Annotated in this window: 16 protein-coding genes; 9 read left to right on the forward strand and 7 right to left on the reverse strand. The window is 68.6% G+C overall.

The annotated features are described in order from the left end of the window. Positions 1-13: 13 nt before the first annotated feature. Complete coding sequence (locus tag U9J41_RS04685) at positions 14-925, reverse strand: LysR family transcriptional regulator (RefSeq protein WP_322400529.1); 912 nt, start codon at positions 923-925, stop codon at positions 14-16. Positions 926-1043: 118 nt separating this feature from the next. On the opposite strand from U9J41_RS04685, the gene U9J41_RS04690 reads away from it, so the two are divergent. The 4 genes from U9J41_RS04690 to U9J41_RS04705 all read left to right on the forward strand — a co-directional run bounded on the left by U9J41_RS04690 (position 1044) and on the right by U9J41_RS04705 (position 5255). Further along, positions 1044-2135 carry a porin gene (locus tag U9J41_RS04690; protein WP_322400530.1) on the forward strand — a complete coding sequence of 364 codons (1092 nt, stop codon included), beginning with the start codon at positions 1044-1046 and terminating at the stop codon, positions 2133-2135. 15 nt (positions 2136-2150) lie between these two features. Next, the gene (locus U9J41_RS04695) at positions 2151-2936 is read left to right on the forward strand and encodes a substrate-binding domain-containing protein (RefSeq protein ID WP_322400531.1); all 786 of its coding nucleotides are present in this window, start codon (positions 2151-2153) and stop codon (positions 2934-2936) included. Between the two features lie 24 nt (positions 2937-2960). Next, complete coding sequence (gene tcuC, locus U9J41_RS04700) at positions 2961-4316, forward strand: MFS transporter (protein ID WP_322400532.1); 1356 nt, start codon at positions 2961-2963, stop codon at positions 4314-4316. 63 nt (positions 4317-4379) lie between these two features. Continuing rightward, the gene (locus U9J41_RS04705; RefSeq protein WP_322400533.1) at positions 4380-5255 is read left to right on the forward strand and encodes a cupin-like domain-containing protein; all 876 of its coding nucleotides are present in this window, start codon (positions 4380-4382) and stop codon (positions 5253-5255) included. Positions 5256-5261: 6 nt separating this feature from the next. On the opposite strand, the gene U9J41_RS04710 is transcribed toward U9J41_RS04705, so the two are convergent. The 3 genes from U9J41_RS04710 to U9J41_RS04720 form a co-directional block, all read right to left on the reverse strand. After that, positions 5262-5948 carry a choice-of-anchor E domain-containing protein gene (locus U9J41_RS04710; RefSeq protein WP_322400534.1) on the reverse strand — a complete coding sequence of 229 codons (687 nt, stop codon included), beginning with the start codon at positions 5946-5948 and terminating at the stop codon, positions 5262-5264. A 111-nt stretch (positions 5949-6059) separates the two neighbouring features. After that, positions 6060-6758, reverse strand: a complete 699-nt coding sequence (gene kdpE / locus U9J41_RS04715) for a two-component system response regulator KdpE (RefSeq protein WP_322400535.1) — start codon at positions 6756-6758, stop codon at positions 6060-6062. Then, positions 6748-8772, reverse strand: coding sequence for an ATP-binding protein (locus U9J41_RS04720; protein WP_322400536.1), 2025 nt, complete (start codon positions 8770-8772; stop codon positions 6748-6750). Before U9J41_RS04720 ends, kdpE begins: the two co-directional genes overlap by 11 nt. Before the next feature lie 146 nt (positions 8773-8918). Between U9J41_RS04720 and U9J41_RS04725 the strand changes: the two genes are divergently transcribed. Next, positions 8919-10880 (forward strand): APC family permease, encoded by a 1962-nt coding sequence (locus tag U9J41_RS04725; protein ID WP_322400537.1) that lies wholly within the window; start codon positions 8919-8921, stop codon positions 10878-10880. Between the two features lie 44 nt (positions 10881-10924). Here U9J41_RS04725 and wrbA read toward each other — a convergent pair whose 3' ends face one another. Together wrbA and U9J41_RS04735 are read right to left on the reverse strand one after the other, a co-directional pair. Further along, on the reverse strand, positions 10925-11524 hold the full coding sequence (gene wrbA, locus U9J41_RS04730; RefSeq protein WP_322400538.1) for an NAD(P)H:quinone oxidoreductase: 600 nt from the start codon (positions 11522-11524) through the stop codon (positions 10925-10927). Positions 11525-11596: 72 nt separating this feature from the next. Beyond that, positions 11597-13699, reverse strand: coding sequence for a putative bifunctional diguanylate cyclase/phosphodiesterase (locus tag U9J41_RS04735; RefSeq protein ID WP_322400539.1), 2103 nt, complete (start codon positions 13697-13699; stop codon positions 11597-11599). Positions 13700-13861: 162 nt separating this feature from the next. Between U9J41_RS04735 and U9J41_RS04740 the strand changes: the two genes are divergently transcribed. The 3 genes from U9J41_RS04740 to U9J41_RS04750 all read left to right on the forward strand — a co-directional run bounded on the left by U9J41_RS04740 (position 13862) and on the right by U9J41_RS04750 (position 18784). Further along, complete coding sequence (locus tag U9J41_RS04740) at positions 13862-14845, forward strand: Gfo/Idh/MocA family protein (protein WP_322400540.1); 984 nt, start codon at positions 13862-13864, stop codon at positions 14843-14845. Positions 14846-15019: 174 nt separating this feature from the next. Then, positions 15020-16411 (forward strand): MFS transporter, encoded by a 1392-nt coding sequence (locus U9J41_RS04745; RefSeq protein ID WP_322400541.1) that lies wholly within the window; start codon positions 15020-15022, stop codon positions 16409-16411. Positions 16412-16432: 21 nt separating this feature from the next. After that, positions 16433-18784 (forward strand): GH36-type glycosyl hydrolase domain-containing protein, encoded by a 2352-nt coding sequence (locus tag U9J41_RS04750; RefSeq protein WP_322400542.1) that lies wholly within the window; start codon positions 16433-16435, stop codon positions 18782-18784. Between the two features lie 532 nt (positions 18785-19316). Here the strand turns inward: U9J41_RS04750 and gntR are convergent. After that, a complete protein-coding gene (gene gntR, locus U9J41_RS04755) occupies positions 19317-20345 on the reverse strand; it encodes an HTH-type transcriptional regulator GntR (protein ID WP_322400543.1) in 1029 nt (342 codons plus the stop codon). Positions 20346-20585: 240 nt separating this feature from the next. On the opposite strand from gntR, the gene U9J41_RS04760 reads away from it, so the two are divergent. Continuing rightward, positions 20586-20963: a hypothetical protein gene (locus U9J41_RS04760; protein ID WP_322400544.1), complete on the forward strand. Its 378-nt coding sequence runs from the start codon at positions 20586-20588 to the stop codon at positions 20961-20963. Positions 20964-21276 lie beyond the last annotated feature (313 nt).

The following is a 21276-nucleotide window of genomic DNA, read 5'->3' on the forward strand; positions in this document are numbered from 1 at the left end:
CGCACGGCCGCGCTCAGTCCGGTGCCCGCCGCGGCAGCAGCGCCTGCGCCAGCATGTCGAACAAGGTGCGCGCCGCCGGCGCCATGCTGTGATTGCGCCTGGTGATCAGGCCCAGCGTCCGGTGGATGGCCGGCTTCACGAGCGGCACGCCGACGATCGTGTCCGGCCGCCCCGGCAGCACGGACAGGCCGGGCACCGCGGCCACGCCCATGCCCGCCTCGACGAGGGCCAGCACGCCGGACACGTGGTTCACCTCGCACAGGATGACAGGATGCTTCTCGACGCCGGCCAGCGCGGCATCGATCACGCTGCGGTTGCCGCTCGACTTGGCGACCGAGATATAACGCTCGCCGACGGTCTCCTTCCAACTCAGCGTCTTGCGGCGCGCCAGCGGGTGATCGCGCCGCATGGCCAGCACATAGCTTTCCACGTAAACCGGTTCGAACACGATCTCCGGGTTTTCCGCGCCGGTGAAATTGATGCCGAAATCCGCCTCGCCGTTCAGCACGAGATTCAGCACGTCCTGCGCGCTCTCGTCGTGGACGCGCACGCGGATGCGCGGAAAGCGCTCGCTGAACGCCTTCAGCACCGCGGGCAGGAAATGCCAGACGGCCGACGGCACGCAGGCGAGCGTCACCGATCCGGTCCGGTGCGCCGCGAGGTCGGCGACGCCCAGCACCGCGTCTTCCAGGCCGTCCAGCGCGGTGCGCACGTTGACCAGGAACGCTTGCCCCACATTGGTCAGCCGGACGCGCCGGGTGGTGCGCTCGAACAGGACGACGCCCAGCGCCTCCTCCAGCTTGTCGATGCGGCGGCTCAGCGCCGATTGCGACAGGAACAGGTCGGCGGCGGCCTGGCGGAAGCTGGCGCGCTCCGCCACGGCGACGAACGCCTGCAAATCGTGTAGGTCGTAATTGATGCGCATGGTGCATGAATACGCTGGAAAATTGCAATTATCAAATTATGCCATTTGATGGATGATTCATCCACTCGGCCATCGGCCATCACAGCCTCGCCAAGAAGGCAACCACCAAGGAGACACCGTGCGCCATTCCTGCGCCCTGACCATGCTGCTCGCGTCGAGCGGAACCTGCCTCGCCCAGCCGGGCGTCGACCTGTACGGCATCGTCGACGTCGGCGTGCGCAGCGCGTCCGGCCTCGCCGCCAACAACGCGCCCGCCCCGCCGGGCCATGCGGCCTTCGTGAACAGCGGCATCGACAACACCAGCCGCTGGGGCATCAAGGGCCAGGAACCGTTGGGAGGCGGCGTGACGGCATTGTTCCGCCTCGAAGGCGGCATCAACGCGGACACCGGTGCCCAGGCCAAGAGCGACCGCCTGTTCGACCGCCTGGCCTGGGCCGGCCTCGCCACGCCGTACGGCACGGTGGCCGCGGGGCGCCAGCCGAACCTCCTGTCCGACGCCCTCGTCGCCGTCGATCCGCTCGGCAAACGCTATGCGGGCATCAACCCGAACATCAACGTCGCGGGCTTGAGCAATACCGCGTTCGGCACGCACGCGTTCGGCCGCCAGTACGGTCCGAGCGGCTACGCGGACAACTTCTACCGGCTGGACAACACGGTCAAGTACACCGCCGACGTGGGTCCCTGGCAGGCGCGCGCCGCGTATTCGGCCGGCGAAGTGCCGGGCGACGCGGCCGCGGCGTCGAGCCACGGCGTCGCGCTGGCCTACCGGCGCCCGGGCTGGGTCGTCTCCGGCGCGACGATGCACTTCCGCAGCCGCGACGGCCTGCCGCTCGATGCCTGGACGGCCGGCGCGGCGGTGCGGGCCGCCGGCTGGCAGTTCAAGGCCAACATCGCGCGCAACGACGCCGCGACGGGGCCGGGCAAGACGGTCGCCCAGCGCGTGCTGTCCGCGGGCGTCAGCCGCCAGGCGGCGCGCGACATCCTCGTCACCACGGCCTGGTACAGCGTGCGGCGCGCCGCCACGGGCCTGCGCGACGACGGCTTCGACCGCGCCTTCCTGTTCATCGAAAAGATGCTGGCGCCGCGCACCACCGCCTACGCCGAAGCGGATTACACGGCCTGGCGCGGCGACGCCGCGGGACTCACCGCGGCGCGGCCCAACGACCGCCACGGCACCGGCCTGACCCTGGGCCTCATGCAAAAATTTTAACGGAGACAGAACGCCATGCGACCACACCACCTGAAACACAAGACCCTGGCGGCGCTCGCGGCCCTCGCGCTGGGCGCCTCGGCCCACGCGGCGGACGTGCACGTCGTCAGCTCGGGCGGCTTCGCCCAGGCCTACAAGGACCTGGCCGGTCCGTACGAACGGGCCAGCGGCGACCACCTGGTATCCGCCTGGGGACCGTCGATGGGCGCGACGCAGAACGCGATCCCGGCGCGCCTCGCGCGGGGCGAACCGATCGACGTCGTCATCATGGTCGGCGACGCCCTCGACAAGCTGATGGCCGAGGGACGCCTCGAACCGGGCAGCAAGGTCGTCCTCGCCAACTCGCCGATCGCGTGCGCCGTGCGGCACGGCGCCGCGCAGCCGGACATCGGCACGGTCGACGGCCTGCGCCAGGCGTTCCTGCACGCGTCCCGCGTCGCCTATTCCGACAGCGCGAGCGGCGAATACATCAAGCGGCAACTGCTGGACAAGCTCGGCATCCGCCAGCAGATGGAAGGTAAGGCGGCGCAGATTCCGGCCACGCCGGTGGGCGAGATCATCGCCCGCGGCGAGGCCGATTTCGGGTGCCAGCAGAAGAGCGAACTGAAACCCGTGCAGGGCATCGACATCGTCGGCCTGATGCCGCGGGAGGTGCAGCTCAATACGCAGTTCGCCGGCGCCGTCGTGCGCGGCGCCGGCCATCCGGAGGCCGCGCGCGCGCTGTTGCGCTTCCTCGCCGCGCCCGCCAACGCGCCCGCCATCGAGGCCACCGGGCTGGAACCGGTCGCCGCACCGCACTGACCCCCCTATCCGTCAGAGGTCATCATGTCCATTCACTCCACCGCCGGAACCGCCCACGCCGCCCCCGTACCCGCAGCCGCAGCCGCAGCCGCGGCCGCGCCGGCGCGCGCGCCGTCCCGGCTCGGCACCGTCATCAAGGTCACGAGCGGAAATTTCATCGAGATGTATGATTTTTTCCTGTTCGGCTTCTACGCGCACCAGATCGCGCGGGCGTTCTTTCCCGCGACGAGCGAGTACGCCGCGCTGATGATGACCTTCGCCACGTTCGGCGCCGGGTTCTTCATGCGTCCCCTGGGCGCCGTCTTCCTGGGCAGCTACGTCGACCGCATCGGCCGGCGCAAGGGCCTCGTGCTGACGCTCGCGATCATGGCGTCGGGGACGGCGCTGATCGCGTTCGTGCCGGGCTATGCCACCATCGGCATGCTGGCGCCGGTGCTCGTGCTGATCGGCCGCCTGCTGCAGGGCTTTTCGGCGGGCGTGGAACTGGGCGGCGTGTCCGTCTATCTGTCCGAGATGGCGACGCCCGGCAACAAGGGCTTCTACGTCAGCTGGCAATCGGCCAGCCAGCAGGTCGCCGTCATCTGCTCCGCCGCGCTGGGCTACGCCCTCAACCAGGCCATGGCGAAGGACGTCATCGCCGACTGGGCCTGGCGCATCCCCTTCTTCATCGGCTGTTCGATCATCCCCGTGGTGTTCTACATCCGCCGCTCGCTGCAGGAGACCGAGGCCTACCTGGCGCAAAAGACGCATCCGACGTTCCGCCAGATGATGCGCACGATGGTCCTGAACTGGCCGCTCGTCACGGTCGGCGCGATGCTGGTCGTGATGACCACGGTCGCGTTCTACCTGATCACCGTGTACACGCCGACGTTCGGCAAGAGCGTGCTCAAACTGAGCACCGCGGACAGCCTGCTCGTGACGCTGTGCGTCGGGGTGTCGAATTTCATCTGGCTGCCCGTCATGGGCGCCCTGTCGGACCGCATCGGCCGCTGGCCCGTGATGGCCGTCTGCTCGGCACTGGCGGCGGTGACGGCCTATCCGGCGCTGGCGTGGCTGATCGCCAATCCGAGCTTCGGCCACATGGTGCTGATCGAGCTGTGGTTGTCGTTCCTGTACGCCAGCTACAACGGCGCGACCATCGTCGCGCTCACGGAAATCATTCCGGTCCAGGTGCGCACGACCGGGTTCTCGCTGGCGTACAGCCTCGCGACGGCGCTGTTCGGCGGCATGACGCCGCTGGTCTCCACATGGCTGATCGAAGCCACCGGCGACAAGGCGGCCCCCGGCTACTGGATGGCATGCGCGGGCGCGATCAGCCTGGTGGCCACCTTCCTCGTGTACCGCGGCATCGTCAAGGAGCGGGTCGCCGTCCGCGCCTGACGGCTTGCCGCGGCGGCCCGCTTTCCGTATGATGCGGGCCCGACCTCGCCAGGACGACGCCCGGTGACCACCACTTCACACTCTTCTCCCGCGCCGGCGGACCAGCCGGATGCACGCGCACGCAAGGCGGCCGACGTGCGCGGCGTCACATCGATCGCCGCCATGCGCGACGCCATCCGTGACGCGTCACGCAAACTTGTGCCGCCCGCCGCCGTCGCGCGCTTCAAGGCGCTGGACCGGGCCGCATTCCAGGCGCAGGCGGCGCGCGGCCTGCCGTTCATGATCACCGGCGTGGTGGGGCGCTGGCCGCTGTGCGCCGTCACGCCGGACGCGCTGCGCGACCGTTTCGGCGACGTCCCCGTGCGGGCCCGCACGGGCGACTACATCAACACCGCGTTCGCGCCCGACCGCGCGATGCGGGACATGTCGATGCGCGCGTACCTGGATCTCGTGGCGGCCGGTACGGACGGCCTGCCGCCGTACGTCGGCAACCTGGAAATCAATGAATTGAACGGGATGTGCCACTGGCCCGGCTATTTCGGCAAGATGGGACCACCGCGCTTCTGGCTCGGCCCGGCCGGCACGGTCACGCCGCTGCATTGCGATTACGACGACAACATCTTCGCGCAGGTGTGGGGCACCAAGCGGATCTTCCTCGCGCCGCCCCACCACGACGAATTTTTGTACACGCGCGAGGCGAATCCGGTGCTGGTCGGGTCGCCGTTCGACCCGGAGCATCCGGATTTCGAACGGTTTCCGCTCGCCCGCCAGGCAACGCTCATCGATTGCATCGTCAACCCCGGCGACATGCTGTACGTGCCGGCCGGGTGGTATCACCAGGTGCGCGCGCTGACGTTTTCGCTGTCCGCCAACCGCTGGGCCAGGGCGCTGCCGCTCGCGTTGCGGGACGATCCCGCGCTGCGGCGGCCGGCGCCCTGAAGTCCGTCAGGCCTTCTTGTTGCGGCGGCGCGCCATGCCCAGCAGGCCCAGGCCGCCGAACACCAGTGCCAGGCTGGCCGGCTCGGGAACGGCCGCCGTCGGCGTGTACGTATAGGTGACTTTCGCCACGCCCGACGCGGCCGTGCTGAATTGCGTGATCAGGTTGCCCGAGCCCGTGCCGCTGGAATTGCCGACTGCGTTCAGGCCGAGATCGATCATGCCGCCGCCCAGTGCCGAGAACAGCGCGAAATCGCTGGCGCTGCTGGAGACGAAGAAATCGGAGCCGGTCGCCGAGACGCTGCCGGTGGTCCCGCCCGAGGTGCCGCCGAAGTTGACCGCGTTATCGAATGCGCTGAAATCGAAGGTCTGGCTGAACACGGGGTTCGTCACGACCAGCGTGCTGTTGTCCGGACGGGTCAGGCCCAGCAGGGAGCCCAGCGACAGCTTCACGGTGGACGCGGACGAATCCAGGCTTTCGGCATTGCCGACACCCTCGACGACGCCGCTCAGGTCGAAACGGATCGACGTCAGCGTACCCAGGCTGGTGTCGAATTTGGAAAACGACAGGGCGTCGGTCCAGTTGGTGGTGGTCAGTGCCTTGCTGTCGGTATAGCTGACCGTGGCCGCCTGCGCAGCGGCGAGCGGGAGAAACGCGGCGGCGATCGCCAGCGCTGCAAATGTCTTTTTCATCATTCCTGGTCCGTCTTTCGTATCAAGTTGAAAACAGTTGGTACAACTTAATATTATAACCAGAATATTGAAATAATTGCACATATGCATGTTTTATTTTACACATTAGCGCTATCAAGGCTGTAATCGGTAACCAACTGCCGTCTCGGTCAGCAGGTGCCGCGGCTGCGCCGGATCGTCCTCGAGTTTCTGGCGCAGATGCCCCATGTAGATCCGCACGTAGTGGCCATTGTCCGCGTTCGACGGGCCCCACACCTCGCGCAGCAGCTGCGGCGCGGTGACCACGCGGCCCAGGTTCGCGAGCAGCACCGACAACAGCTTGTATTCCGTCGGCGTCAGGTGGACCGGCTGGGCGTCGCGCTGGACCGTGCGCTTGTGCAGGTCGACCTCCACCCTGCCGAACACGATCCGCGCCGACGGTTCGCCGCCGGCCTTGTGCTGCCGGCGCAGCGCCGCGCGCACGCGCGCGAGCAGTTCGCCGATGCCGAACGGCTTCGTCAAATAGTCGTCCGCGCCGGCGTCCAGTGCCGTGATCTTGTCGGCTTCGTCGATGCGCGCGGACAGCACGATGATCGGCACGGGACTCCAGCCGCGCACGTCGCGGATCAGTTGCAGGCCGTCGCCGTCGGGCAGGCCGAGGTCGAGGATGATGAGGTCCGGCGTGCGCGTGCCGGCGTCGATCAGGCCGCGCTTGAGGGTTTCGGACTGGTGCACGACCCAGCCCTCGCCTTCCAGGGCCATGCGCACGAAACGGCGGATCTGCGGCTCGTCCTCGACGATGAGGGCGACGGGTGCGGCGGGTTCAATGCTCATGCTTGTCGGTGTCGGTGTCGGTATCAATGTCAATATCGTGGGGTTCGAGGTCGGCCTCCGGGAGCGGCGGCGGCTCGCCCAGGGCCAGCGAGAATTCGAAGCAGGCGCCGGCGCCCGGCTGGTTCCAGGCGCGCATGGCGCCGCCGTGGGCTTCGACGATGGCGCGGCAGATGGCCAGGCCCAGGCCGACGCCGGCGATCGGGGATTCCTGCTGGCCGCGCACGAATTTCTCGAACAGCGCGTCTTCGCGCCCGGCCGGCAGGCCCGGCCCGTCGTCGCACACGGCGACCAGCAGGCGGCCGTCCTCCGCGCGCGCCGCGATCGTCACGCGCGCACCGAGCGGCGTGTACTTGCCCGCGTTTTCCAGCAGGTTGCACAGCACGCGTTCGAGCAGGGTCGCGTCGAAACGCACGAGCGGCAGGCCGCGCGGGATGCGCGTCTCGACCGTGCGACCGCCCAGCTGCCAGCGGCAGGCGCGCAGTGCGCTGCCGATCGTCTCCTCGACCACCTGCCACTGCAGGTTGAGTTTCACGCCGCCGCTCTGGATGCGCGCCATGTCGAGCAGGTTGGCAACGAGGGTGCTCATGCGCCGGGCCTCGTCGCGCAGGGCATGCGCCAGTTCCATTTGCGCGGCGGCCAGCGGTGGGCGCGACAAGGTCAGCGATTCGGACAGGCCGACGAGCCCCGTCAGCGGCGTGCGCAGGTCGTGCGACAGCGCCGCCAGCAGCGAATTGCGCAGGCGCTCGCCCTCCATGCGCACGACGGCGTCCTGGGCCACGTCCACGTAATGCACGCGTTCCAGCGCGATGGCGGCCAGCGCCGCGAACGCGTCCAGCAGTTCGCGCCGCTCGGGCACGAGCAGCGCCGCCACGTCCGGCACGCGCACGGCCAGCACGCCGCGCGAACGCATCGGCGCCAGCAGCGGCAGATACAGGAATGGATTGCTGGGCAGCGTGGCCGTGCCGGCGCCGGCCGGCGCCGCGTGGTCGAACGTCCACTGCGCGGCCGCCATGTCCAGTACGCTCAGCACGGGCGCCTTCGCTTCGGCGTCGGCACGCGGTTCGGGCCAGCGCAGGCGGCCGGCATCGTCCGGCAGCAGGATCGCGGCGCCGGCGTCGAAGCTGCGCGCGAGGAAGCGGCGGGTGATCTCGAATACCTGCTCCGTCTGCAGCGCGACGGACAACGCACGCGCGAATTCGTACAGCGCGCGGGTGCGGGCCTCGCGTCCGATGGCGGCCTGCGCCTGTTCGCGCAGGTCGGACGTCAGGCGCGCCGTGATCCAGCCGACGGCCAGCATCACGGCCAGCGCGACGGTGTATTTGAATTCGCTGACGTCGTAGCGGTGGCGCGGCGCCGCCAGGATCAGCGCGCAAAAGCCGACCAGCGTCGCCGCGATCGCGGGACCGCGCCCGAGCCGGATGGCGACGAGTACCACCGTCAGCAGGAACAGCATGCCGACGTTGGCGACGTCCAGCAGCGGCAGCAGCGGCAGCGCGACGAGCGCCGTGCCCAGGCTGGCGCCGACGGCGGCCAGGTAGCGGCGCGGGGCGGGCGGCGTGTCCGCGGACGCATCCGGTGCGCGGCCGGCGGACGGCGCGGCCAGGCCCGGCGCCGCGACCTCGACCAGATCCAGCCCCGGCGCCGCACGTGCCAGCCGGCGCGCGAACGGCGTGTGCCACCACGCGGACGCGCGCTCGCGCGCCAGCACGGCCGTCGCGCAGCCGTGGCGGCGCGCGTAGCCGGCGACGACCGCCGCCGCATCGTGCCCTTCCAGCACCGCCGTGACGGCGCCCCGGGCCTGCGCGGCGCGCAGCAGTTCCAGCGTGCGCAGGCGCGCCGCTTCGCCGCGGCGGCGCGTCTGCGCGTTCTCGACGAGCACGGCGTGCCACGGCGCCTGCGCGAGCGCCGCCAGGCTGGCCGCGGCAGCGACGGTGCGCTCGTCGCAGGCATCCGCGCGCAGGACGGCGACCGCGGCGCCGAAGCCTGAAGATGACGTCGATTCGAAACTCTGCATGCGTGGATGGTAAGCGATCGCCCGTAAATGCGGCATAAAAATCGGCCGCGTTTACGCGATGTTTACACGCCCCGGCCGACCATTTACGACAATTTTCGGCGCGCCGGCCTATCGTGACAGCCTTGTTCCATCAACCGCAAATACCCATGGCATCCACGCAATCGAACCTGCGCACCGCCCTGCTCGGCCGGCCCCTCGACCCGCTGCGCCAGGACACCCGCCATTCCCTCACCCTCGCCGCCTTCCTCGCCTGGGTCGGCCTGGGCGCCGACGGCCTGTCGTCGTCGGCCTACGGGCCGGAAGAAGCCTTCAAGGCGCTGGGCGGGCACGCCCATTTCGGCCTGTATCTCGCCCTCGCGACGGCGGCCACCGTCTTCGTCATCGCGTTCGCCTACAACCAGGTGATCGAACTGTTCCCGACCGGCGGCGGCGGCTACCGCATCGCCTCCGTCCTGCTCGGGCCGCACGCCGGCCTCGTTTCCGGCGCCGCGCTCGTCGTCGACTACGTGCTCACGGTCGCGATCTCGATCGCCAGCGGCGTCGACGCCCTGTTCTCGCTGCTGCCGCTCGCGTTCCAGGGCTGGAAACTGGGCACGGAACTCGGCCTCGTCGTGCTGCTGCTGTGGCTGAACCTGCGCGGCGTGAAGGAATCGATCCGTGTGCTGCTGCCGATCTTCCTCGGCTTCGTCGCCACGCATGCGCTGCTGATCGTGTACGGCGTGGGCGTGCAGGCCGCCCACATCCCGGCCCTGCTGCCCGATACGCTGCACGAGACGACGGCCCTCGCCGGCCAGACGTCGTGGGTCTTCACGCTCGCCCTGCTGCTGAAGGCCTATTCGCTGGGCGGCGGGACGTACACGGGCATCGAAGCCGTGTCGAACAACGTGAACGCGCTGGCCGAACCGCGCGTGCGCACCGGCCGCAGGACGATGCTGTACATGGCCTGCAGCCTCGCCTTCACGGCGGGCGGCATCATCTTCCTGTACCTGCTGTGGAACGCGACGCCGCAGGCCGGCCAGACGCTGAACGCCGTCGCCTTCCGCGCCATCCTGCAGCATGCCGGCCTCGAAGGCCCGGTGCTCGGCGTGGTGCTGGCCGCGACGCTCGCCTGCGAAGCGGGCCTGCTGCTCGTGGCCGCGAACACCGGCTTCCTGGGCGGCCCCGCCGTGCTGGCGAATATGGCGCAGGATTCGTGGGTGCCGCACCAGTTCCGCTATCTCTCCAGCCGCCTCGTCACGCAGAACGGCGTGCTGCTGCTCGGCCTGGCCGCCGCCCTCGTGCTGCTGGCCAGCGGCGGCCGCGTGGACCTGCTCGTCGTCCTGTACAGCATCAACGTATTCCTCACGTTCAGCCTGTCCCTGCTGGGCCTGTGCCGCTACTGGCTGCGCCACCGCGGCGACGCCGGCTGGCTGCGCCGCCTGCTGCTGTCGCTGTGCGGCCTTGCCGTCACCGCGAGCATCCTCGTCGTGACCGTCGTGGAAAAATTCATGGAAGGCGGCTGGGTCACGATCGTGCTGACCGGTCTCGTCGTCGCCCTGTGCCTCGCGGTGCGCGCCCATTATGCGGACACCCGCAAGCGGCTCGACGACGTCGACCGCGTGTTCGCCGCCCAGCCACCGGGCCCGTGCACCGACACGCCGGCCCCGCAAGGGGACGCGCCGACGGCCGTGTTCATCGTCGGCAGCTCGCGCGGCGGCGGCCTGCATGCGCTGTTGTGGGTGCAGCGCATGTTCCCCGGCCATTTCAAGAACGTCGTGTTCGTGTCCGCCCGCACGGTCGACGCGCATGCCTACGGCGGCGACGGCGCGATCGACATCCTGAAGACGAAGGCGCGCGCGACACTGGACGATTTCGTGGGCTTCTGCCGCAGCCACGGCATTCCGGCCACGTCGCGCCTCGGGTTCGGCACGGACGCCGTCGCGACCCTGACGGACATGTGCCGCGACCTCGCCGACGAATTCCCGCACGCCGTGTTCTTCACGAGCCGCCTGGTGTTCCAGCGCGATAACCTGTTCACCCGGCTGCTGCACAACCAGGCAGCCCTCACGATCCAGCGCCGCCTGCATTTCGACGGGCTGCAGATGATCATCCTGCCGATGAAGGTGTAGGCGAACCGCGTCGACGCGACGCGTGCATTGGGCGGACGCGGGGTCTAGCCGAACAGCTTGATCGCCGTCTTCGCCACGAGGTCGCCCTGGAAGCGCGCGCCGTCCAGTTCATTTTTACTCGGCTGGCGCTGGCCCTGGCCGCCGGCGATCGTGCTCGCGCCGTAGGGACTGCAGCCCGTGATCTCGTCCAGGGTCATCTGGCCCGCGAAGCTGTACGGCAGGCCCACGACCACCATCCCGAAGTGCAGCAGGTTCGTCACGATCGAGAACAGGGTCGTCTCCTGGCCGCCGTGCTGGGTCGCCGTGGATGTGAACGCGGCGCCGACCTTGCCGTTCAACGCGCCCTTCGCCCACAGCCCGCCCGTCTGGTCCAGGAACGCCGCCATCTGCGACGGTATGCGGCCGTAGCGCGTGGGCGCGCCGATCACGATGGCATCGTAACCGGGCAGCTCGTCCACGGTCGCGACGGGTGCGGGTTGATCCAGCTTGAAGTGGCCGTTGCGGGCGACGTCGTCCGGCACCGTCTCCGCGACCCGTTTGACGTCGACGGTCGCCCCCGCGGCGCGGGCGCCTTCCGCCAGCGCGTGCGCCATCTGTTCTATGTGTCCATACGTCGAGTAATACAGCACCAGTACCTTGGCCATGCTTTCTCCTTGTCGTCCGCCACGGCGCCGCCAGCCGGCGCCCCGTCATGCTACCTCAGTATCGCTGGGCGCTCACGCGCACGCGTGTTCGCCCTGCAGGTGATAGGGCGACGCGCGCGCCCAGTCGAGCAGCTGGCCGGCCGGCATCGGCGCGGCCACGTAGAAGCCTTGCGCCTCGTCGCAGCCCAGCGCGTGCAGCGCATCCCAGATGCGTACGTTGCTGACGCCCTCCGCCACGACGCTCATCCCGAGGTCGTGCGCCAGGTGCACGGTCGACTTGACGATGGCCGCGGCGCGGGCGTCGTCGATCAGCTGCATCGTGAAGCCGTGGTCGATCTTGATGACGTCCACGGGCAGGCGGCTCAGGTAGCTCAGCGACGAGTAACCCGTGCCGAAGTCGTCGATGTACAGGCGGAAGCCCATGCCGGACAGGCGTTCCAGCTCGGCGATGCTCTCGGCCGGGTTCTGCATCAGGCTGCTCTCCGTCATCTCCAGCCCGATCAGGCCCGCGCACGAGCCATGCCGTTCGAGCAGTTCGCGCAGGTGTTCGGACAGCGACAGCGCAGCGATGTCGCGCGCGGACAGGTTGACGGCGATGGGCAGGAGCACGCCCTGCGCGCGCCACGCCTCGCACTGGGCGATGCTGGACTCCAGCATGTGCCGGGTGAGCACGTGGATCAGGTCCGTCGCCTCGATCAGCGGCATGAAGGTCTCCGGCCCGATGCAGCCCTTGTCCGGATGGACCCAGCGCACGAGGGCCTCGGCGCCGACGATCTCGCCGGATGCCATCGCCACCTTGGGCTGGCAGAACAGCTGGATCTGGCCGGCCTCGATGGCGGCGCGGAAGTCGCCGATCAGCGACAGGCGGTCGGGCGTGTGCGGGTCGTCCTCGGCCACGTAGACGGCGACGTTGCGCGCGATGCCGGCCGCCTGGTACAGCGCGATGTCGGCCTTGCGCAGCAGCGTGTGGTAGTCCAGGCCCTGCAGCGGCGCGAGCGCGATGCCGATGCGCGCGCCGATCTCGTACGAAATGCCGGCGACGGCGAACGGCGCCTCGAGCGCGCGCAGCAGGTGCTGCGCCCAGCGCCGCGCCTCGTCCTCGTCGGCGCCGTCGAGCACGATCGGAAAGCGCGAATCGCAGCGCGCCACGACGCCCGCCTGGCCGATGGCCGCGGCCAGGCGGTCCGCCACGAGCGCCAGCAGCACGTCGCCGTACATGTGCGTGAGCGCGTAGTTGACGTCGCGGAAGCGCACGAGGTCGACGATCAGGCAGGCCAGCCGCGCCGGGCTCCGCCCCCGTCCGGCGCCGCGGCGCAACTGGGCCAGCCGGTCCTCGACCTCGCGCTCGAACAGGTTCATGTTGGGCAGGGCCGTCACCGCGTCGTAATAGGCCAGGCGCCGCACATTGTCCTCGGCGCGGCGGCGCTCCGTGACGTCCTGCACGAGGCCCAGCATCTTGACGGCGCGCCCGGCCGCGTCGTACTTCACCTCGGCCACCGAATGCAGCCAGCGGACCTCGCCGTCCGGCCGGATCAGGCGGAATTCGATGTCGTACTTGTAGTCCGGATCGTGTAGAGCCCGCTCGCGCGCGCTCTCGGCCAGCGCGCGGTCGTCCGGGTGGATGCGCGCATAGATCTCGGCCGTCGGCACGGGCGCGTCCTCCGGCCTGAAACCGAGGATGCGGTAGCCTTCCGGCGACGACGTCACGTGCGAATCGCTGGCGGCATCCCAGATCCAGTTGCCGATCATGGCGAGCGCCTGGGCGCGGTGCAGCTCGTTCTGGATCGCGCGCAGCTCGCCCTCGGCCTCGACGTGGCGCGTGACGTCCTGCAGGACGACCAGCACGGCGTCGCGCCCGCCGTGGTCGATGGCGCAGCGCTGCAGGATCGCATGATGGTTGTCCCCATCGGCGCCGGCGATGCGACGCGCATGCGAATGCAGCCGGCAGGCCGCGGGACCGAGCTCGCCGGGTTCCTGTCCGCCGCGCGCGTACAGGTCGGGCAGGCGCATGGCCAGCAACTGGCCGCGCGTGTAGCCGAGCAGGTCGAGGATGGCGTCGTTGACGTCGAGGATTTCCTGCGACACCGGGTCGCAGACCAGCATCGACAGCTGGGTCCCTTCGAACAGGGGCCGGCACCATGCGCTCGCATCCGCGCGCGGGGACTCTGCAGCCATGGCTTTCCCTTTCCGTGCAATGAAGGACCACATTCGAGTATAGCGCAAACATTGATAGCAAAATGTTATCAATAACCTGTCAATATAGACAGGTATCCCGCTTTTCGGCCATCCTCCAGAATGGCCGACCCCGGCTTTTCCCGCCCTTTTCATGGAGACCACATGACCAACACCGTACGCTGGGGCATCCTCGGCACCGGCAGGATCGCGCGCGATTTCGCGACGGCCCTGCGCGCCACGCCCGGCGCCGCCATCGCCGCCGTCGCCTCGCGCGAACGCGCGACGGCCGTCGAATTCGCCGACGAATTCCACATTCCGCTGCGCCTGGCCGGCTACGACGGCCTGGCCGCGTGCGACGACGTCGATCTCGTCTACATCGGCACGCCACACGCGATGCATGCCGAGAACGCGCTCGCCATGCTGGCCGGCGGCAAGGGCGTGCTGTGCGAAAAACCGTTCGCACTGAACCGCGCCCAGGCCGAACAGGTCGTGGCCCTCGCGCGCAGCCGCCGCGTGTTCCTGATGGAGGCGATGTGGACGCGCTTCATGCCCGCGCTCGACGAAGTCAAACGCATCCTGGCGTCCGGCGTGCTGGGCGAGGTGTCGCAGGCCAGCGCCGATTTCGGCTTCGCGGCGACGGGCGGACCGGACGCGCGCCTGTTCAACCCGGCCCTCGGCGGCGGCGCCCTGCTCGACGTGGGCATCTATCCGCTCTCGATCACGGCCTACCTGCTGGGCGCCGTGGAAGCGGTGCGCGCCCAGGCCGAGCTGGGACCCACCGGCGTCGACCTGCAGACCGTGTTCACGCTGCGCCACGCGGGCGGCGCGCTGTCGACGTGCGCGTGTTCGCTGAAGGCGCGCACGCCGGGCCTGCTCACTTTATCTGGCCGCCACGGCCAGCTGCGCCTCGACGCGCCGTTCCACCGCCCGCCGACGATCACCCTGATGCTGGCCGACGAAGCGCCGCGCGTGCTTCCCACGCCCTACCTGGGCAACGGCTACGTGCACGAGGCGATCGAGGCGCAGCGCTGCTGGAACGCGGGGCTGATCGAAAGTCCCGCCATCACGCACGAGCAGACCCTGCACCTGATGGGCGTGCTGGACGAGATCCGCAAGCAGACCGGCGTGAAGTATCCGGGCGACTGACCTTGTGGACGGGTCGCGCATCCGGCGGTTGACATGCGTTCGCGGCGGCGGCATACTCGCCGCTGTTAGCGCTATCACCCCAGCGGGCGAAGAACCGCAACGTACATCACCGGAGACGCAAATGGCCTGTCCGACCGCTTTCCCCCATCCCGCCGCACCGACCGGAGCCCTCCGGTGACGGCCGCCCTCCCCCGCGCCGCCGTCGGGTCCGACGCCGCCGCGGCGCACGCCCGGCTGCCCTGGCGCGAAAAGCTGGCCTACGGCGTGGCCGACATGGGGTTCAATTTTTACTGGACCAATGTCGCCACGTTCCTGCTGATCTACTACACCGACACCTTCGGGATCTCGGCCGCCGCCGCGGCCACGATGATGTCGGCCATCAAGATCATCAACGCGTTCACCGACCCGCTGATCGGCGCCGCCGCCGACCGCACGGACACCCGCTTCGGCAAGTTCCGCCCGTGGCTCGTGTGGATGTGCGTGCCGCTGGCCGGCGCCGCTGTCCTCACGTACACGACGCCGGGCCGCGCGGGCGACGCGAAACTCGCGTGGGCCTACGGCACGTATCTGTTGATGATGGTGTGCTACACGTGCGTGAACATCCCGTACAACGCGCTGTCCGGCGTGATGTCGGCCGATCCGCAGCAGCGCTCCACGATCAATGGCCTGCGCTTCATCTTCGCCTTCGCCGGCAGCACGATCGTGACGGCGGCCACGCCCGACATGGTGCGCTGGCTCGGCGCCGGCGACGACCGGCGCGGCTGGCAGTTGACGATGCTGGTGTGGGCCGTCGCCGCGTCGCTGCTGTTCGTGCTCACCTTCTTCAATACGCGCGAACGCATCGCGCCGCCGCCCGGACAACGGAACGCCGTGTGGCGCGACGTGCGCGACCTGGCCGGCAACCGGCCGTGGATGGTGCTGTTCTTCCTCGCGCTGATCATCATGGTCACGATCACGCTGCGCACCGCCAGCGCCGCCTATTACTTCAAATACGTCGTCGGCCGGCCGGAACTGATGCGCACCTTCGTCCCCACGTACATGATCGCGGCCGCCGTCGGCGCCGCGCTCACGCCGCTGCTCACGCGCTGGATCGACAAGAAGACGCTCATGATCGTGCTGATGAGCACGACCGCCGCGCTGTCCGCCGCGTTCTATGTCGTGCCCCCTAGCCAGGTGGGGCTGATGTTCGTGCTGCAGGGCGCGCTCGGCCTCGTGCTCGGCCCCAAATCGCCGCTCGCGTTCTCGATGTATGCCGACACGGCCGACTACAACGAATGGCGCACGGGCCGCCGCGCGACGGCCATGACGTTTGCCGCCGCCACGTTTTCGCAAAAGCTCGGCACCGCGGTCGCCGTCGCCGTCATCGGGTCCGTCTTCACGGCGCTCGGCTACGTCCCGAACGCGGTGCAGGCCGCCGGCTCGCGCGAAGGCATCGTCTGGCTCATGTCCTTCATCCCGGCCGCGTTTGCCGTCGCCGCCGTGGCCGTCATGTGCTTCTATAACCTGAACGGCGGGCAGCTGGCGCGCATCCAGGCCGAACTCGACGCGCGCAAGACCGCCTCCTGATAATCACGACAAGGAAACACCATGCTGCAACCGACCGAGAACGGCGCGCGCTACGACCTCGCCAGCCCGACCGCCATGCCGAACGCCGGCGGCTTCCTGTGGAACCGGCGGATGATGATCCAGATGACCTGCCGCGGTTATGCCACCGCCCAGTTCATGCAGCCGGAACCGGCCAAGTATTCGCATGCGCCTAACCTCGAAGCGAAGACCTTCATGCAGCCGGAGCAGGCCTATTACGCGCACCATCCGGGACGCTTCTTCTACGTGAAGGACGAGGACACCGGCGAGATCTTCTCGGCGCCGCACGAACCCGTGCGCGCCGCGCCCGACCGCTTCGCATTCTCGGTCGGCCGCGACAACCTCGCGTGGACCGTGGAAAAGCTGGGCATCCGCATCGACCTGCGCCTCGGCCTGCCGGTCGACGACGTGGCCGAGTTGTGGACCCTGGGCGTCACCAACGTGAGCGGCCGTCCGCGCAGGATCAGCGTCTATCCCTACTTCACGATCGGCTACATGTCGTGGATGAACCAGTCGGCCGAGTACCGCCCGGACCTGCGGGCCATCGTCGCGTCGGGCGTCACGCCCTACCAGAAGCTGCAGGACTATTTCAAGAACAAGGATTTCAAGGACAAGACGTATTTGCTGTGCGAGACGGCGCCCGATGCATGGGAAACGAACCAGGGCCGGTTCGAGGGCGAAGGCGGCCTGCATGCGCCCGACGCGCTGCGCGCCGAGCACCTGCCTGGCGGCGATGCGCGCTACGAAACGCCGGTGGCCGCCGTGCAGTATCGCCTCGCGCTGGGCGCCGACGAAGCCATCACGCGCCGCTTCGTATTCGGCCCCGCGCGCGACGATGCGGAAATCTCCGCCATGCGCGCGCGCTACCTGAGCGCGCACGGCTTCGACGACGCCGCGCGCGCGTATGCCGCCTATGCGGACCAGGGCGCGGGCTGCGTCACCGTCGAGACGCCCGACCCGGCGTTCGACAACTTCGTGAACCACTGGCTCGCGCGCCAGGTGTTCTATCACGGCGACGTGAACCGTCTCAGCACCGACCCGCAGACCCGCAACTACCTGCAGGACAATATGGGCATGGCGTTCGTCAAGCCGGCCGTCGCCCGCGCCGCGTTCCTGCACGCGCTGTCGCAGCAGGGGCCGAACGGCGCGATGCCGGACGGGATCCTGCTGTTCGAAGGCGCCGAGCTCAAATACATCAACCAGGTTCCGCACACCGACCATTGCGTGTGGCTGCCCGTCTGCCTGCAGGCCTACCTCGACGAGACGGGCGACTATGCGGTCCTCGACGAACCCGTCGCAGGCGTCGACGGCGCGACGCTCAGCGCCTACGAGCGCATCGCGCTGGCGATGGACTGGCTGCTGCACAAGCGCGACCACCGCGGCCTGTCGTACATCGAGCAGGGCGACTGGTGCGATCCGATGAATATGGTGGGCTACAAGGGACGCGGCGTGTCCGGCTGGCTGACCGTGGCCGCCGCCTATGCGCTGAACCTGTGGGCCGACGTGTGCGCGGCGCGCGACGACGACTGGCGCACGGACCACTTCCGCGCCGGCGCCCGCGACATGAACACGGCCGCCAACCTGCACCTGTGGGACGGCGCCTGGTACGCGCGCGGCATCACGGACGATAACGTCGTCTTCGGCACGAGCGTCGACGCCGAAGGCCGCATCTACCTGAACCCGCAGAGCTGGGCCTTCCTCAGCGGCGCACCCGACGCGCGCCAGCGCGGCGCGATGCTGGCCGAGATCGACGGCCAGCTCGACACCCCGTACGGCGTCCAGATGTTCGCGCCGCCGTACAGCGCGATGCGCGAGGACGTCGGACGCGTCACGCAAAAGCATCCGGGATCGGCCGAGAACGGCGCGGTCTACAACCACGCGTCCGTGTTCTACATCTTCAGCCTGTACGCGATCGCCGAGCCGGACCGCGCCTGGGACGCACTGCGCAAGATGATCCCGGGCCCGGACGCGGACGACTACCTGCGGCGCGGCCAGCTGCCCGTGTTCATCCCGAATTATTATCGCGGCGCCTGGAAGGAATACCCGCGTACGGCCGGCCGTTCCAGCCAGCTGTTCAACACGGGCACCGTCTCGTGGGTCTACCGCTCCATCGTGGAGGGGCTGTGCGGCCTGAAGGGCGATGCGGCAGGGCTCGTCGTGAATCCTCAGTTGCCGTCGCACTGGCCGTCCATGCGGGTGCGCCGGGTGTTTCGCGGCGCCACGTTCGACGTCAGCGTGACGCGCGGAGCGGTCGAGCGCACGACTGTCGTGTGCGATGGCAAGGCGTTGGAGCGGGCGCACGTTGCAGGCATCGAGGCCGGGCGCACTTATCGGCTCGAGGTCACGGTGCCTTGATCCCGCAGGCGGCTTGCGCAGTGCCGGCACAGCCCAAAAAGGCTGTGTTCGCGTTATTTAGGTAAGCGAGCGCTGCCGGTTAGCCGCGCTGCGCCGCATCGCGCAGCAGGTGCGCGGGCGTCGCCAGGCGCCGCGCATCCAGCAACCGTTGCCATCCCGAATAATTGATCAAATAGCGGCTCGCGACACCGCGGCAGCGCACCAGCCAGCTCTTGAAACGGCTGAGCCAGCGTCAGGCCGTGCATCGTCGCTCCTCATGCGTTAACTCGACGATGCGTATGACCTCTGCAACCAGATTCGGTTCACATACTTAACGCGAACACAGCCCAAAAAAAGAGCCGGGAGCACATCTGCACCCAGCTCTAAGAGGAGATTGTAGAAGAGTGCGCAGCCCCCCGCACACTCCGCACCGCTCATCCGCACCTTCAGGCCTATCGGCTGATAGCGCTAACAAGCAATACCGTCAGTGTAACGTTTCCACAGAAAATGTAAAGCGCAACCAGATGATTTTTTTGCGCGCCCGGCGCGCCGGTCAGGTGCTCTCGCGCTCGCGCAACGTGAAGCCCAGGTCGATGCGCCGTTCGCGCGGCTCGCGCCCGCCGATCACGTCCAGCAGCAGCGACGCGGCCTCGTAGCCGATGCGGTAACGCGGCGTGTCGATGGTCGTCAGCGACGGCACCATCCACGCGGATGCCGGCAGGTCGTTGAAGCCTGCGATGGCCACGTCCTGCGGCACGCGGATGTCGTGGCGCTGGCAGTAATAGATGGCGCCGTGCGCCAGGTCGTCGTTGCAGAAGAACACGGCGTCGCAATCCGGCAACGTGTCCAGCGCCTGGCGCATCAGTTCGGCACCCAGCGCGATCGTGGACGGGTCCGGCACCATGATTTCCAGCCGCGGGTCGGCCAGCCCGGCCGCATGCATCGCCTGCCGGTAGCCGTCGGCGCGGCGCAGCGTCCGCTCGTCCAGCTGGGCGCCCACGAACGCGATGCGCTTGTAGCCGCGGTCGAGCAGGTGGCGCGTGATGGCATGGCCGGCGTCGTGCTGCGAAAAGCCCACCGACAACTCGCCCGGCCCTTCGGCCAGGTCCATCATCGACACGACCGGCATCCGCGACCCGGCCAGCATGCGCTCGACCTGCGGGCTGTGCGTGAGGCCGGACAACAGGATGCCGTCCGGATCCGATTGCAGATACGTGTGCAGCAGCTTTTCTTCCTCGGCATCGGAATAGCGGGTGTTGCCGATCAGGAGTTGGTATTGCCCATGCTCGATGGCGTCGTGGATACCGTCCAGCACGGCCGTGAACACGACGTTCGACAGCGACGGCACGAGCGCCACGATCACGCGCGACTGCGACGACGCGAGCGCGCGCGCGGCCCGGTTCGGCACGTAACCCAGTTCGGCCACGGCCTGCTCGACCTTGGTCCGCGTCGCCTCGGACACCAGTTGCGGCTGGCTCAGCGCGCGCGATGCCGTCATCGTCGATACACCCGCGTGCGCCGCCACCTCTTCCAGCGTGGTCCGCCCCGTTCCCCTGACCTTACCTGTACTGCTTCTGCTCATTGTCTTTTTTGTATTTACTGGCCGCGACGCGTGCCGACCATGGATTCCGCCATGGATTGGACATTTTGTCAATGTTTGACACGCAATCGTTCCCCAATTGGCGACGTATCGTGGCCTCCGACGCCAACAACCCGATCAGTGCTGTCCGACAGATCCTACAGCCTCCTGACGCATATTCCGATTGCCGCCTCCGTCAGTCGGCCTACCATGGGGGCTCACATACCGATCGAGGAGGCGATTATGCCGAGCAACCAGGACGACAAAAGCAAGGGCATGAAAGGGATGGGCCAGGGCAAGTCCCGGCGCAGCCAGGGCAACCAGCAGAATTCCGACCTGGCCAGCGGACCGGGTGACAACGCGCAACGCGGCGACTGGAGCAGCCAGCAGAGCGGCAAGCCCGACCAGGGCAATCAATCGCAGTCCGACCTGGGCAGCGGACCGGGCGACAATTCGCGCGGCCAGGGCAGGCAAGGCGGGAACCTGAACCAGAACCAGAACCAGAACCAGCAAAGCGATAACCAGCGCGGCAACCTGCAGAGCGGCGGCCAGGGCAGCCGGTCGGGCAGGAACCAGCTGGACCGGGACGATCTCGATTCCGACGACTCGCTGCAGCGCTGACGCGCTTCCCCTTCCACTTCATCCGGCCCGCCCCGCGGCGGACCGGTTCGTTGCGCACGTCGCGCAGCGGCTCACCGCGGGGGCGGGCCGGCATCGGGCGCCGCTCGACAGGACCGACCGTGGCGAACGTAATGTAACATCGCGGCCGCTTCAGCAGTACGGTGCAATGCCGCCCCGTCAGCGGCGACCCGTCTTTGTCAACAATATTGCGACCGCACCCCTCGCTCCAAAGCGCTATACTCGCAGGCACAATCATAATCCTCCGTCCGGAAACGCGACGATTCGGGCCTGCGCGTACCTGGCGTCACAAGCA

The organism is Massilia luteola (genome assembly GCF_034420155.1).
Lineage (GTDB): Bacteria > Pseudomonadota > Gammaproteobacteria > Burkholderiales > Burkholderiaceae_D > Telluria > Telluria luteola.

Bases quoted from the DNA above. Each gene is read 5' to 3' on its own strand.
- tcuC (WP_322400532.1), top strand. From the start codon at position 2,961: ATGTCCATTCACTCCACCGCCGGAACCGCCCACGCCGCCCCCGTACCC.
- U9J41_RS04720 (WP_322400536.1), bottom strand. From the start codon at position 8,772: ATGCAGAGTTTCGAATCGACGTCATCTTCAGGCTTCGGCGCCGCGGTC.
- kdpE (WP_322400535.1), bottom strand. From the start codon at position 6,758: ATGAGCATTGAACCCGCCGCACCCGTCGCCCTCATCGTCGAGGACGAG.
- U9J41_RS04760 (WP_322400544.1), top strand. From the start codon at position 20,586: ATGCCGAGCAACCAGGACGACAAAAGCAAGGGCATGAAAGGGATGGGC.
- U9J41_RS04695 (WP_322400531.1), top strand. From the start codon at position 2,151: ATGCGACCACACCACCTGAAACACAAGACCCTGGCGGCGCTCGCGGCC.
- U9J41_RS04750 (WP_322400542.1), top strand. From the start codon at position 16,433: ATGCTGCAACCGACCGAGAACGGCGCGCGCTACGACCTCGCCAGCCCG.
- U9J41_RS04735 (WP_322400539.1), bottom strand. From the start codon at position 13,699: ATGGCTGCAGAGTCCCCGCGCGCGGATGCGAGCGCATGGTGCCGGCCC.
- U9J41_RS04710 (WP_322400534.1), bottom strand. From the start codon at position 5,948: ATGATGAAAAAGACATTTGCAGCGCTGGCGATCGCCGCCGCGTTTCTC.
- wrbA (WP_322400538.1), bottom strand. From the start codon at position 11,524: ATGGCCAAGGTACTGGTGCTGTATTACTCGACGTATGGACACATAGAA.
- U9J41_RS04740 (WP_322400540.1), top strand. From the start codon at position 13,862: ATGACCAACACCGTACGCTGGGGCATCCTCGGCACCGGCAGGATCGCG.
- U9J41_RS04725 (WP_322400537.1), top strand. From the start codon at position 8,919: ATGGCATCCACGCAATCGAACCTGCGCACCGCCCTGCTCGGCCGGCCC.
- U9J41_RS04685 (WP_322400529.1), bottom strand. From the start codon at position 925: ATGCGCATCAATTACGACCTACACGATTTGCAGGCGTTCGTCGCCGTG.
- gntR (WP_322400543.1), bottom strand. From the start codon at position 20,345: ATGAGCAGAAGCAGTACAGGTAAGGTCAGGGGAACGGGGCGGACCACG.